The sequence below is a fragment of the Plantactinospora sp. CA-290183 genome (assembly GCF_050936375.1).
Lineage (GTDB): Bacteria > Actinomycetota > Actinomycetes > Mycobacteriales > Micromonosporaceae > Plantactinospora.
This window is the reverse complement of record NZ_JBNJMX010000004.1, coordinates 206,253-218,775: the sequence shown is the minus strand read 5'-3', so window position 1 is coordinate 218,775 and position 12,523 is coordinate 206,253. Positions and strand designations below refer to the sequence as shown.

Here is a 12,523-nt window from a genome sequence, read left to right as displayed (position 1 = left end):
CGGTCGGCCCCGCTGGCCGGTCGGGCGGCACCCGCGCCCCGGATCTCCGGCCCGGTCCGCCTCGCGCCTTCGAGCGCGGACCCCACCGGCTTGCGCCCGGCGCGGGGAGCCTGGTCAACCCGCAGGGTAACCCGGGGCGGCGTGCGCCACGACGCGGCACGCACCGGTCAGCGTATCGGATCGGCCGATAATGCCTGCCGATAGCGTGACCAGGGGCGGCACCATGGCGTAGCGGGCGGGGCGGCGGCACCGATCCGGAAAAGAACTGCGCGCCGCCACGGATGTGTCGGCGCGCGATTTCTTGATGCGATGGAGTTGTTCAGACGGGGGCGCCGGTCGCCCGGCGCCCGGAGATCACGTCAGCGCGGGCTCGGCCAGCCGGAGCAGGTCGTCTGCCTCGGCAACGGCCGCGGCGAGCCGGTCATTTTCGGCACGCAACCGCGTCGTCTCGAACTCCAGTGCCTGAACCCTGGCACGCAACCGGGTGACCTCGTCGAGCAGGCGCCGGTCGGGCGCCGCACTAACGTGGCCGTAGAGGGCCTTCGCCATTTCGTCTCCTTGTAATGCGCTGCCGGAAAGGCCGGCCAACGCGCGCCCAACTCGTTCGCACTACCCATCCGCGACGAAAGGCGGACATGGTCGGGCGCGACTGGCGACACTTCTATAGTGTGCCGATGTCCCGGCTGAGTCAAGTTCCGCCGGAACACGAGCAGTGTGCCGTTGACCGCACCGCCGACCGGGACCGGGCGAGGGACGAGCCGGGTCGCTGTTCGGACGGCGTCGAGTCTATCGACCGTCGACGCCCCGGTGGTGACCGACGCCCGGCCCCCGCGCGCACCGGGCCGGTCCCGCCGGCGTCCGGCCCCGTTCCGGCCGTGCAACCGCCTCCGACCTCCCCTTATATCTTCCTTAGCCGCGTTGCCCGGGCCAGCGGGCCGGCGTAGCGTCCGGACGGTCCGCCGACCTGCCCGGACAGCCCGAGCAGGCGTTCCGGCGGCGTCTCGGCGCCGATCAGGAGCCGACCCGGAGGCTCAGCCCGGGGCGGCGGCCCGGCAACCGGCCGGGCGGCGGATCAAGGGCCGACGGTCGGCGAGGCGGACCGACGGCGGAGCGGAGGAGGCGTGCGCGTGCGGGAATGGGACGACCCGATCGACCGGGGCGGGGCCGACCGGTGGCCGACCGGCCCGGGCGAACGGCCGGCGTACCCGCCCGAGCGGCCGGGCCACCCGGCGCGGGGGTCGACGCGCGGGAACGTCGAGACCGACCTCGGCTCCTTCACGGTGGGGCGGGGCCGGGCGGATCCGCCGGGCCACCCGACGCACGGTGACGCCGGCCGGCGCGGCGGCCACGGCCGACACCGCCGCCCGAGCCGGCTGCCCGGCCCGCTGGCGCTCGCGCTCACCGTCGCCGTCCTGCTCGGCCTCTTCGGCGTCGGTGCCGCGCTGCTGCCGCCCAGCCTCACGAGCGCACCGGGGGACGCCCGGCCGGACCAGGCCCTGGACGCGGCCGGACCGGTGCAGCCGCCCGCCGCCGATGCCGTACCCGAGCCCGCCACCGAGGTGCCGACCGCCGCACCCGAGCCCACCAGCCGTACCAGCACCGCCCCGCCGCCCTCCCCGACGGCTCGGGTCACGGCCGCCCGTACGCCGTCCCGGACCGCCAGCTCGCCCGCCCGGCGTACGCCCAGCCAGACCGCGAGCCGCACGGAGGCGGCCGGCGACAGCCGGGAGGAGCAGGTCCTCACCATCGTCAACCGGGAGCGCGCGGCCAACGGCTGCGGCGCGGTCGTGCGCAACGACGACCTGACCGAGGCGGCCCGCCTGCACAGCCAGGACCAGGGCGAGCACACCAACATGTCGCACACCGGCAGCGACGGCAGCACGTTCGTGGAGCGTGCCCGGCGGGCCGGCTACCGCAGTCCGATCGGCGAGAACGTGGCCATGGGCTATTCCAGCCCGGCCGCCGTGATGGACGGCTGGATGAACAGTCCCGGCCACCGGGCCAACATCCTCAACTGCGACGCCCGGGCGATGGGGGTCGGGGTGGCGACCGGGGCCGACGACCGCCTGTACTGGACCCAGATCTTCGGCTCCGTGGCCTGAGCCGGCCCCCGGCGGCCGTGCCGGACCGCCTCGCCGGTCGTTGAGCCCGGTGAGGGGGTGTCCGGCTGGTGAAGACCACGGCGCACTGAGATGCGGGTGGGCGGCACCGACCGACGACGCCCGCGGCGACGGCCGCCGGGGCGCTCCGGCGACCGCCCCGGCCGGATCCGGGGGCTCGCCCTGCTCACCGTGCTCGCGCTGGCGCTGCCGGCGGCCACGGCGTGCCGGCCCTTCCCGATCCGGGCGTCCGCCGGCCGCCCCGGGCCGACCGGTCCCGCGATCAGCTGGCAGTGGCAGCTCACCGGCCCGGTCGACGTCACCGTGGACGCCGACGTCTTCGCGCTGGACGGGTTCCGCACCCCGGTGGAGGACATCTACCGGCTGCGCGCCCTGGACCGGTGGCTGGTCTGCTACGTCGAGGCCGGCATCCACCACGACTTCCGCCCGGACGCGGGGCGGTTCCCGGCCGCCGTGCTGGGCCGGCCGACCGGGACCAACGACGGCCGGTGGCTGGACATCCGGCAGTGGTCGGCGCTCGAACCGATCCTGGCCGACCGGTTCCGGCTCTGCCGGGGCAAGGGCTTCACCGCGGTACTGCCGGCCGGCATGGACGGGTACGCCCACCGCTCCGGCTTTCCGCTGACCTTCGACGACCAGCTCCGCTTCAACCGCCGGCTCGCGGCGCTGGCCCGCAACACGGGTCTCTCCCCCGGCCTGACCAACGACCTCGACCAGGCGCTGGCGCTGGAGCCCGCCTTCGACTTCGCCGTCACCGAGGACTGCTTCCGGCGCCGCCAGTGCCAGCGGCTGCTGCCGTTCGTGGAGGCCGGCAAGCCGGTCTTCCACGTCGAGTACCGGGCGGCGATCGCCGACTTCTGCACCACCACCCGCGGCTACGGGTTCGCCTCGATCCGCAAGGACCGTGACCTCGGCGCCCGCCGCGACGTCTGCCCGGCCTGACCGGCGGTACCCGCCGCACGGTCGCCGGCGGTGGAGTCAGCTCCGGGCGGCGGTACGGGGCCGGGGCTGGCAGCGCGGGCAGCTGTAGGAGGAGCGGTTCATGAAGGGCTCCCGCCGGATCGGCGCACCGCACCGGCGGCAGGGCAGTCCCTCCCGCCCGTAGACGTTCAGCTCCCGGTCGAAGTACCCGCTGTCGCCGTTGACGTTGACGTAGAGCGCGTCGAAGCTGGTCCCGCCCTGCTTGATCGCCTCGCCGAGGACGTCCCGGACGTGGCCGAGCAGCCGGCCGATCGCCGGGCCGGTGAGCGCCTCGGTCGGCCGGGCGCCGTGCAGTCTCGCCCGCCACAGCGCCTCGTCGGCGTAGATGTTGCCGACGCCGGAGATCAACGTCTGGTCGAGCAGCGCCCGCTTCACCTCGGTACGCCGCCGGCGTACCGCCGCGACGAACTCCGGGTCGGAGAAGTCGGGGTCCATCGGATCCCGCGCGATGTGCGCGATCTCGGCCGGCAGCGCCGCCCCGCCCTCCGAGACCGAGAGCCCGCCGAAGGTGCGCTGGTCCACGAAACGCAGCTGCGGACCACCGTCGTCGAACGTGAAGCGGATCCGCAGGTGCGTCTCGTCGGCCGCCTCCGCCGGCTTGACCAGCAGTTGCCCCGACATGCCGAGGTGGCCGATGACCGCGTCACCGCTGTCCAGCGGCAGCCAGAGGTATTTGCCCCGGCGCCGGACGTCCACGATCACCTGCCCGGCGAGCACCGCCGCGAAGTGCCCGCCGCCGGCCGGGTGACGGCGTACGGCGCGCGGGTGCAACACCTCGACGCCGGCGATCCGCCGCCCGGTGACCCACCGAGACAGCCCCTCCCGGACCGTCTCCACCTCGGGCAGCTCAGGCATGTGCCACCGTCGTCAGTTCGCCCGGCTCGGAGCCGCGGCGGAGCCGGCGTCCGCGGTACGGGTGGGATCGACCGGCGCCCCGTCCAGCGGCGCGGCGGGGCCGTCCACCGGCAGCGCGTCGAGTGCGGCGGCGTCGGGTGTGGCGGTGGCCGGTGCGGCGACCGACTCCGGCGTGACCGTCGCCCCGGGCGGGAGTGTGCCGCCCACCACGGCCGGCTCGGCGACCGGCTCGGAGAGCGTCCGCCAGGCCGCCTCGGCGGCCCGCTGCTCGGCCTCCTTCTTGCTGCGGCCCTCGGCGCCGCCGTACTTGCGGCCGGCCACCACCACCCAGGCGGTGAACGTCTTCGCGTGGTCCGGCCCGGCCTCGTCGATCCGGTACTCCGGAACGCCGAGCCCCAGCGCCGCGGTCAGCTCCTGCAGGCTGGTCTTCCAGTCCAGCGCCGCACCCCGCCCGGCCGACTCCGCCATCAGCGGGTCGAAGAGGCGGTGGATGACGATCGCGACGGTGTCCAGCCCGTACTGGAGGTAGATCGCGCCGAGCAGCGCCTCCAGGGTGTCGGCGAGGATGCTCGCCTTGTCCCGCCCCCCGGTCGTCTCCTCACCCTTGCCCAGCAGGAGGTAGGGGCCCAGCCCCTCCGGCCCGAGCCGCCGGGCCACGTCCGCCAGCGCCCGCATGTTGACCACGCTGGCCCGCAGCTTGGCCAGCTGACCCTCCGGCAGATCCGGATGGTTGTGGAAGAGCGCCGTGGTGATCACCACGCCGAGCACCGAGTCGCCGAGGAACTCCAGGCGCTCGTTGGTGGGCAGGCCACCGTTCTCGTACGCGAAGGAGCGGTGTGTGAGCGCCCGTTCCAGCAGTTCCGGGTCGAGCGCCACGCCGAACGCCGTCTCCAGGTGGCCGGTCGGCGGTCGTCGCCGCTTGTCCTTGGTCATGCCGTTACCTCGGTGTCGGTGATGCGGTTGCTCCCGTTCAGCTCGGCGAGCAGCGCGGCGAGCGCGGCGATCGCACGGCGGCGGTGCAGGTGGGCGGCGAGCGCGATGCCCGAGGCGACGTCGTCGTCCCGGGCCGCACCGTGGCAGACCACCACGGCACCGGCCACGCCCAGCAGGGCGGCGGCCCGCGGAGCGCCGCCACCGGCCGGTGGGCCGCCGGCCATCGCGTACGCGCCCTCGATCCCCTTGAGCAGCACGTTACCGGTGAACCCGTCGGTGACCACCACGTCCGCGCGGTCACCGGTCGCCACGTCGTACCCCTCGACGAGGCCGACGTAGCGGGCGTCGGCCGGCAGCATCTGCTCGGCCAGGACCGGATCGGCGGCGCGGCGGGCCCGGTCACCCTTGCCCGGCTCCGTACCGATGGAGAGCAGTCCGACCCGCGGCCGGGACACGCCGTGGGCGACCACCGAGTACGCCGCGCCGAGCACGGCGTGTCGGGCCAGGGTGGCCGGGCGCGCCTCCAGCGATCCGCCGACGTCGAGCAGCGCGACGGGACCGGTCAGGGCCGGCAGGGTGGCGACCAGCGCGGGCCGGCGCACTCCCGGCCAGCGGCCGAAACCGAGCACGGCGGCGGTCACGGTGTCGCCGGTCGGGCCGGCGGAGACGACGGCGTCGGCGGCCCCGTCGAGCACGGCGCTCACCGCCACCCGGACCGGGCCGGTCGGCCGGCGGGGCGTGCCGGTGTCGGCGGCGGTCGCGGCGTCCGGAACCGGGCACAGCGCGACCCGGCCGCGATCGGCCGCGGAAAGGGCAGCCAGCAGCCCGTCGGCCACCTCGGGTGGACCGACGAGCAGCAGCCGGAGATCGGGGTCGGCGCCTAACGCCCGCAGAGCGCCGTCAACCACGACGGCGGGAGCATCGTCCCCGCCGAGGAGGTCGACGGCGATCCGCACGGTGCCCGGCTCCATCGGTACGCCGGCCGCAAGTCGGCCGACGTCGGCGGGAGCCGGTACACCGGGCAGTCGCCAGGGCGGGTGCGCCGACCGACCGGCGGTCGGTGGCGTCACTCGAGGTCGGCGATTCAGACGTCGATGACCTGGCGGCCGTTGTAGGTGCCGCAGACACCACAGGCCGCGTGCGGCAGCTTCGGCGACTTGCACTGCGGGCAGGCGACCGTCGCCACGACCGTGGCCTTCCAGTTCGCCCGACGGGACCGGGTGTTGCTGCGCGACATCTTGCGCTTCGGGACGGCCACGGTTCTACTCCTCTTCACGGGTCAGTTGCGACAGGCCCGCCCAGCGTGGGTCGACCTGCTGGTGGCTGTGGTCAGCCGGCAGCTCGTCCCAGTGCACCCCACACTCGGGGCACAGCCCTGGGCAGTCCTCCCGGCACACCGGGTTGGTCGGCAGCGCGAGCACCACCGCGTCCCTCAGTACCGGTTCCAGGTCGATCAGGTCGCCCTGAATCCGACCCACCTCGTCCTCGTCGGTCGTCTCGTCCGTGGTGCTGCGCTCGTAGGCGTACAGCTCCTGGATCGTGACGACCAGCGAGTCGGTGATCGGGCGGAGACAACGACCGCACTCGCCCTCGATCGGACCGGTGACGGTCCCGGAGACGAGCACGCCCTCGGACACCGACTCGAGCCTCAGGTCGAGGCTCAGGTCAGCACCCTCCGGTACCCCGATCAGCTCCACCCCGAGGTCCGCCGGTGCCGGTATCGTCCGCGTGACCGTACGCAGCACTCCAGGCCGGCGCGGCAGGTCCCTCGTGTCGAGGACCAGCGGCGACCTGGGGTTGAGGTGGGTCGGCAGATGTTTGGGCATAGTCAGACTCCGGCCTGTGCGGGCCGACGAGCCAGGTTACCTGAGCAGCGGGCCCATCGTCGAACGGGGGCAGCAGGGACAGTGGCCGAACCGCTCAGAAGGGCAGCGGGCGCTCGTTCTCCTCGCCCGCGAAGGTACCGATCTCGCGCAGCGCGTGCATCTTGTCCCGTCCGCGCTCGATCGAGGCCAGCGCCCGGGTCAGGAACTGCTCGAAGTTGGCCAGCGCGGTGTCGACGTAGTCGTCGACCTCCTCGCGCAGCCGTTGGGCCTCGGCCCGGGCCTCGGCGATGATCCGGGCGCCCTCGTGCTCGGCCGAGACGGTGATCTCGTTCACCGAGACCAGCCGGGCGTGCTCCGCCTCGCCCTCGCTGATGATCCGGTCGGCCTCGCGCTTGCCGGCGTCCATGATCTTGTCGCGCTCTTCCAGCAGCGCGGCCGCCCGGCGCAGTTCCACGGGCAGTTCGACGCGCAGTTCCTCCAGGGCACCGATCATCTCGGCGCGGTCGACCATGGCGTTGTTGCGCGACATCGGGACGGAACGCGCCGTTTCCACCAGGCCGATGATCTCGTCTATCCGATCGAGCGGGTCCACCGGTACCTCACTCCTGTCATTACGTCGGTCGACCTACATGATGAGGCGTCAGGCCGGGTTGCTGCTGAACCAATGATGCGGTGCGCATCGGAGGAGGTGACTAACCGGGCCGGAACCGGCGCGTCGCCGCCCGGGGCCGGCCGGACCGGCGCCTCGCCGGCGTCGACGGGCCGGCACCACCGGCGCGCCGGCGGGACCTCAGGAACCCGGGGTGGTCAATCGCTCCCGCAGGTGGCGCCGGACCACGTCCGGCACGTGCGGCGAGACGTCACCGCCCCACTTGGCAACATCTTTGATCAGGCTCGACGAGAGGAACGAGTAGGTCGGACTGGTCGGCATGAAGAGCGTCTCGACCCCGGCCAGCCCGATGTTCATCTGGGCCATCTGCAACTCGTAGTCGAAGTCGCTGACGGCCCGCAGCCCCCGGACCACGACGGCCGCCCGCTGGGTCCGGCAGAAGTCGACCAGCAGCCCCTGGAACGACTCCACCCGTACGTTGCCGTAGGAGGCGGTCACCTCGCGGAGCATCTCGATCCGTTCCTCGACGGTGAACAGGCCGCGCTTGGACTCGTTGATCAGCACACCGACGATGACCTCGTCGAAGAGCCGGCTGGCCCGACCGATGATGTCGAGGTGGCCGTTGGTGACCGGATCGAACGAGCCGGGACAGACCGCACGTCTCATGATCGGCGACCGTACCAAAGAGTGGTCTCGCCGTACCGGCGACTGCGCTCGGCAGTGAGCCCTTCCACCCAGCGCACGTCCGGGGTACGGCTCGACCGCTCCAGCACCAGCAGACCGTCGGTCGCCAGCCAGCCGTTGCCGACCAGGGCGACCTGGGCCGCGTCGAGTTCCTCCTCCGCCAGCGCGTACGGCGGGTCGGCGAAGATCACGTCGTAGGGCCCGTCCTGCGGCGGGGTGGCGAGCACCTGGGCGACCCGGCCGGTCACCAGCGTCGCGTCCGGGGTGGCCCGGAGCGCGGCCAGGTTCTCCCGGATGACCCGGGCCGCGCGGGGGTCGGACTCGACCAGCAGCACGTGCGCGGCACCTCGGGAGAGCGCCTCCAGCCCCACCGCGCCGGATCCCGCGTACAGGTCGGCGAACCGGGCCCCGGCCAGCTCCACCAGCGAGTCGAGCGCGCTGAACAGCGCCTCCCGGACCCGGTCGGAGGTCGGGCGGGTACGTCCACCGGTCGGGGCGGCTATCCGCCGCCCGCCGTGCACGCCCGCGACGATCCGGGTCATGCCCACTCCCCCTGCCTGACCGACCTCTGCATGGCGCCGACGCTACGCGACGGTCGGGGAAACCGGGAGATGGGCCGGGAACGGACAGATCGGTACACCGCACACACTGAGGGGAATACCTCCGTCACCACCGGTATATCAATCATTTCGAATCAACAACATCATCGTTAGAGAACCCTGAAGGGTGTCCCGCGATCACCGATGTCGCTAAGGTCGTGCGCTGTGCCGGCTAGCGCTCTGTCGGCTTACGACGTCAGGGAGGCGTACTCGCAGGTCACGCCATACCGGCCGTGACCCCCTTTGTACCGCTCCCCCGTCGTATCTTGGCGCCCTCATTTTTTCAGGAGTACGCGTGATCCGTACCAAGCTGCCGCTTCGGCGGCCGCTCGCCATCGTCGGGGCCACGTTCCTCGGCCTGACCGCCGCACTGGTGGTCGCCGCGCCGGCGAGCGCCCACCACAGCGAGGTCAAGGTCAAGGGTGAGTGCAACACCACCACGGGTGAATGGGACGTCACCTGGACCATCCGGAGCGTCGCTCCCGGCGGGGTGAGCAAGTTCAGGTTCACCGAGGCCCAGGCTCAGAAGCTCGTCGGTGAGACGCGGTCGGAGCTGTCGATCCCCGGCATCTCCACCACGGAGCGGGGAGACTACCCGTACGAGGTCAACAAGAACATCGAGTTCAAGCAGAGCCTCCCCGCCGAGACCACCGGCGTCTCGCTGGCGGTCAAGGCCGAGTGGGACAACAAGCACAACGAGAGGGACACGGTCCGCGCCCAGGTCACCTTCACGGGCACCTGCGCCAAGGACGAGGAGGAGCCGCCGCCGGCCACCTCGAAGCCGACGGCCACCGTCGGTGCCGAGTGTGACGGCACTGTCGTGGTCCGGCTGAGCAACGCCGAGGACGCCACGGCTCCGGCCAAGTTCACCGTCGCCGGCAGCGGCGACTTCGAGCAGAAGGTCACCGTCCCGGCCGGCGAGGAGAAGTCGGTCACGGTGCCGGCGGCCAACGCCAGCAAGGTCACGGTGACCGAGGAGGGGCTGAAGGAGCCGCTCTTCGACAAGGCCCCGGCCGCGGCCGAGGACTGCGTCGAGCCGGGCGAGCCCTCCCTCAGCTACGCCTTCACCTGTGACGAGCTGGTCTGGGAGGTCGACAACCCGGAGGACGGCAAGTCGATCACCGTCACCTTCACCCCGAACAAGGGCGAGGCGAAGACCGTCACGGTCGAGCCGGGCAAGGTCGAGACCGTCAAGTTCCCGGCCGAGGAGGGCCTGACCGTCACGCCCAGCTCCGAGGGTGTGCAGGGCAAGCCGCTGGCCTGGGAGAAGCCGGAGAACTGCGAGTCCGGTGGCGGTGGTGGCGAGGGTGAGCTGCCGCTGACCGGTGCCGCTGCCGGTGGCATCGCGGCCGGTGCCGCGCTGCTGCTCGTCGCCGGTATCGTCCTCTACGTGGTGGCCCGCCGCCGTCGGGTGACCTTCACCGCCTGATCGGCAGCAACCAGCTAGATCGCACCGCCTGAGGGCGCGTCGACCGGAAACGGTCGGCGCGCCCTCAGCGTGTGTGCCGGGCAGGCAGCACGTGGGATGTCCCGATCGTCGACGGCGCGGCCACCGCCGCAGTCGGTGCCCGCGCGCGGTGCTGCGCCGTCGCCCCGGTCAGGGCGAAGCGGCGGCCAGGGCCGCGGGGACTCAGCCCTTTTCCAGGTACTCGGCGCGCTCGGCGTCGACCAGGGCGGCCACCGAGTCCGCCAGCGCCGGGTGCCGGTCCAGCTCCGGGTCCTCCTCGACCAGGCTAATCGCCTCGACCCGCGCCTCCCGGATCAGATCCGCGTCGCGGAGCAGGGAGAGCAGCCGCAGGTGCGACCGGCGGCCGGACTGGGTGGCGCCCAGCACGTCGCCCTCGCGGCGCTGCTCCAGGTCGAGTTCGGCCAGCCGGAAGCCGTCGGTGGTGGAGGCGACCGCGTCCAGCCGCTCCCGGGCCGGTGACGCCTCGACCGCCTCGGTGACCAGCAGGCAGAGGCCGGCGGCCGAGCCCCGGCCCACCCGGCCGCGCAACTGGTGCAGCTGGGAGACGCCGAACCGGTCCGCGTCCAGCACGATCATCACCGTGGCGTTCGGTACGTCGACCCCCACCTCGATGACCGTGGTCGCCACCAGCACGTCGAGATCCCCGGCGGCGAACGTACGCATCACCGAGTCCTTCTCGTCCGCCGGCAGCCGGCCGTGCAGTACGCCGATCCGCAGCCCGTGCAACGGTCCGTCGGCGAGCAACGGGGCGACGTCCGCCACCGCCAGCGGGGGTCGCCGGCCGTCCTCACCCGGGCCGGCCGCCTCGCCCGGTGCCCCCACCTCCTCGGCGGTCGCCGCCTGGTCCCCGATCCGCGGGCAGACCACGTACGCCTGGTGGCCGGCGGCCACCTCCTCGCGCAGCCGGCGCCACGCCCGGTCGAGGTACGCCGGCTTCTCCGCCGCCGGTACGACGTGCGAGGCGATCGGCGAGCGCCCGCGCGGCAACTGCGACAGGGTGGAGATCTCCAGGTCGCCGTAGACCGTCATCGCCACCGTGCGCGGGATCGGCGTCGCCGTCATCACCAGGACGTGCGGCGGCTGCTCGGCCTTGGCCCGCAACGCGTCGCGCTGCTCGACCCCGAACCGGTGCTGCTCGTCGACGACCACGAGGCCGAGATCGGCGAAGTCGACCCCCTCGTACAGCAGCGCGTGCGTGCCCACCACGATGCCGGCCTGCCCGGCCGCCACCTCGGCCAGGGCATGCCGCCGGGCCGCCGCACCGAGCGAACCGGTGACCAGGGTCAGCCGGGTGCCGTCCGGGTCGCCGTCCAGTTCACCGGCCCGGGCCAGCGGACCGAGCAGGTCGCGCATGCCCCGGTAGTGCTGCGCCGCCAGCACCTCGGTCGGGGCCAGCAACGCCGCCTGGCCACCCGCGTCGACCACCTGGAGCATCGCGCGCAGTGCGCAGACGGTCTTGCCGGAGCCCACCTCGCCCTGTAGCAGCCGGTGCATCGGATGGGCGGTCGCCAGGTCGGCGGCGATCTCCTCCCCGACCTGGCGCTGCCCCGCCGTCAGCTCGTACGGCAGCCGGGCGTCGAACGCGGCGAGCAGCGCGGCCTCGCGGCGCGGGCGGGGTCGCGCCGGCCAGGCCGCCGCCCGGTACTTGCGCTGCGCCAGCGTCAGCTGCACGGCGAACGCCTCGTCCCACTTCAGACGGTGGCGGGCCCGGTACAGCGCCTCCTTCGTGGCCGGCCGGTGGATGTCGCGCAGCGCGGGGCCCAGGCCGACGAGGTTACGGGTGGCCCGCAGGGTCGCCGGCAGCGGGTCCTCCGGCGGGGCGACGGTGTCCAGCACCACCCGGACACAACGGGCGATCACCCAGGTCGGCACCGCCGCCGCGGCCGGGTAGACCGGGATCAGCGCCCCGGCGAACTCCTCGATCTCCTCGCTCGCCGCCGTACCGGGATCGGCCCCGCCCCCACCGGCACCGGCCTCACCGATGCCGTCCACGTCGCCGAGCAGCACGTAGTCCGGGCCGTTCAGCTGGCGTTTGCCCCGGAACTCGGTGACCTTGCCGGCGAAGAGCCCCCATCGGCCGGGCCGCAGGTCCCGCTCCCGCCACACCTGGTTGCCGAAGAAGGTCAACGTGAGCGTCCCGCCCGAACCGTCGCCGACCGTCACCTCCAGCAGGTTGCCCCGGCGCTGGCGCATCGGCCGTACCGCCGTGCGCTGCACCTGGCCGAGCACGGTGACCTCCTCGCCGACGACCAGGGAGCGGATGTCGGTGTGCTCGCCGCGCTCGTCGTAGCGGCGCGGGAAGTGGTAGAGCAGGTCACCCGCCGTGTGCAGGTCGAGGTGCTTGCCGAGCGCCTTGGCCGTCTTCTCCCCGACCAGCTTCCGCAGCGTGGTGTCCGGCCCGGCCGGTTCCGTCGCCGTCATCCGCACCCCACCAGCATCGTCGTCCG

Annotated in this window: 13 protein-coding genes; 3 read left to right on the top strand and 10 right to left on the bottom strand. The window is 73.2% G+C overall.

Features of this window, described 5'->3' with window-relative positions:
• Nucleotides 1-354 precede the first annotated feature (354 nt).
• Nucleotides 355-549 carry a hypothetical protein gene (locus ACQEUR_RS11815; protein ID WP_433029392.1) on the bottom strand — a complete coding sequence of 65 codons (195 nt, stop codon included), beginning with the start codon at nucleotides 547-549 and terminating at the stop codon, nucleotides 355-357.
• 578 nt (nucleotides 550-1,127) lie between these two features.
• Here ACQEUR_RS11815 and ACQEUR_RS11810 point away from each other — a divergent pair.
• Both ACQEUR_RS11810 and ACQEUR_RS11805 read left to right on the top strand, forming a co-directional pair.
• Entirely contained in the window at nucleotides 1,128-2,102 is a 975-nt protein-coding gene (locus tag ACQEUR_RS11810; protein WP_433029390.1) for a CAP domain-containing protein, read from the top strand.
• A 96-nt stretch (nucleotides 2,103-2,198) separates the two neighbouring features.
• Entirely contained in the window at nucleotides 2,199-3,062 is an 864-nt protein-coding gene (locus ACQEUR_RS11805; RefSeq protein WP_433029388.1) for an endo alpha-1,4 polygalactosaminidase, read from the top strand.
• A 36-nt stretch (nucleotides 3,063-3,098) separates the two neighbouring features.
• Here the strand turns inward: ACQEUR_RS11805 and mutM are convergent, their stop codons facing one another.
• From mutM to rsmD, 8 genes are all read right to left on the bottom strand, one after another.
• Nucleotides 3,099-3,956, bottom strand: coding sequence for a bifunctional DNA-formamidopyrimidine glycosylase/DNA-(apurinic or apyrimidinic site) lyase (mutM, locus tag ACQEUR_RS11800; RefSeq protein WP_433029386.1), 858 nt, complete (start codon nucleotides 3,954-3,956; stop codon nucleotides 3,099-3,101).
• Nucleotides 3,957-3,968: 12 nt separating this feature from the next.
• A complete protein-coding gene (gene rnc / locus ACQEUR_RS11795) occupies nucleotides 3,969-4,889 on the bottom strand; it encodes a ribonuclease III (protein ID WP_433029384.1) in 921 nt (306 codons plus the stop codon).
• On the bottom strand, nucleotides 4,886-5,860 hold the full coding sequence (locus ACQEUR_RS11790; RefSeq protein WP_433029531.1) for a phosphate acyltransferase PlsX: 975 nt from the start codon (nucleotides 5,858-5,860) through the stop codon (nucleotides 4,886-4,888). The genes rnc and ACQEUR_RS11790 overlap by 4 nt, the downstream gene beginning before the upstream one ends.
• Nucleotides 5,861-5,973: 113 nt before the next feature.
• Entirely contained in the window at nucleotides 5,974-6,147 is a 174-nt protein-coding gene (gene rpmF, locus ACQEUR_RS11785; RefSeq protein WP_433029382.1) for a 50S ribosomal protein L32, read from the bottom strand.
• A 4-nt stretch (nucleotides 6,148-6,151) separates the two neighbouring features.
• On the bottom strand, nucleotides 6,152-6,715 hold the full coding sequence (locus tag ACQEUR_RS11780) for a YceD family protein (RefSeq protein WP_433029380.1): 564 nt from the start codon (nucleotides 6,713-6,715) through the stop codon (nucleotides 6,152-6,154).
• Nucleotides 6,716-6,809: 94 nt separating this feature from the next.
• Nucleotides 6,810-7,307, bottom strand: a complete 498-nt coding sequence (locus tag ACQEUR_RS11775; RefSeq protein WP_433029378.1) for a hypothetical protein — start codon at nucleotides 7,305-7,307, stop codon at nucleotides 6,810-6,812.
• 198 nt (nucleotides 7,308-7,505) lie between these two features.
• A complete protein-coding gene (gene coaD / locus ACQEUR_RS11770; protein ID WP_433029376.1) occupies nucleotides 7,506-7,991 on the bottom strand; it encodes a pantetheine-phosphate adenylyltransferase in 486 nt (161 codons plus the stop codon).
• Entirely contained in the window at nucleotides 7,988-8,551 is a 564-nt protein-coding gene (gene rsmD, locus ACQEUR_RS11765; protein WP_433029374.1) for a 16S rRNA (guanine(966)-N(2))-methyltransferase RsmD, read from the bottom strand. Before rsmD ends, coaD begins: the two co-directional genes overlap by 4 nt.
• Before the next feature lie 352 nt (nucleotides 8,552-8,903).
• Here rsmD and ACQEUR_RS11760 point away from each other — a divergent pair, with 352 nt between their 5' ends.
• On the top strand, nucleotides 8,904-10,037 hold the full coding sequence (locus ACQEUR_RS11760; RefSeq protein ID WP_433029372.1) for a cell wall anchor protein: 1,134 nt from the start codon (nucleotides 8,904-8,906) through the stop codon (nucleotides 10,035-10,037).
• Between the two features lie 201 nt (nucleotides 10,038-10,238).
• Here the strand turns inward: ACQEUR_RS11760 and recG are convergent, their stop codons facing one another.
• Nucleotides 10,239-12,497 carry an ATP-dependent DNA helicase RecG gene (recG, locus tag ACQEUR_RS11755; protein WP_433029370.1) on the bottom strand — a complete coding sequence of 753 codons (2,259 nt, stop codon included), beginning with the start codon at nucleotides 12,495-12,497 and terminating at the stop codon, nucleotides 10,239-10,241.
• Between the last annotated feature and the right edge of the window lie 26 nt (nucleotides 12,498-12,523).

Coding starts and splice junctions, on each gene's coding strand:
- ACQEUR_RS11815 (WP_433029392.1), bottom strand. CDS start 549: ATGGCGAAGGCCCTCTACGGCCACGTTAGTGCGGCGCCCGACCGGCGC.
- mutM (WP_433029386.1), bottom strand. CDS start 3,956: ATGCCTGAGCTGCCCGAGGTGGAGACGGTCCGGGAGGGGCTGTCTCGG.
- rnc (WP_433029384.1), bottom strand. CDS start 4,889: ATGACCAAGGACAAGCGGCGACGACCGCCGACCGGCCACCTGGAGACG.
- ACQEUR_RS11790 (WP_433029531.1), bottom strand. CDS start 5,860: ATGGAGCCGGGCACCGTGCGGATCGCCGTCGACCTCCTCGGCGGGGAC.
- ACQEUR_RS11780 (WP_433029380.1), bottom strand. CDS start 6,715: ATGCCCAAACATCTGCCGACCCACCTCAACCCCAGGTCGCCGCTGGTC.
- coaD (WP_433029376.1), bottom strand. CDS start 7,991: ATGAGACGTGCGGTCTGTCCCGGCTCGTTCGATCCGGTCACCAACGGC.
- rsmD (WP_433029374.1), bottom strand. CDS start 8,551: ATGACCCGGATCGTCGCGGGCGTGCACGGCGGGCGGCGGATAGCCGCC.
- recG (WP_433029370.1), bottom strand. CDS start 12,497: ATGACGGCGACGGAACCGGCCGGGCCGGACACCACGCTGCGGAAGCTG.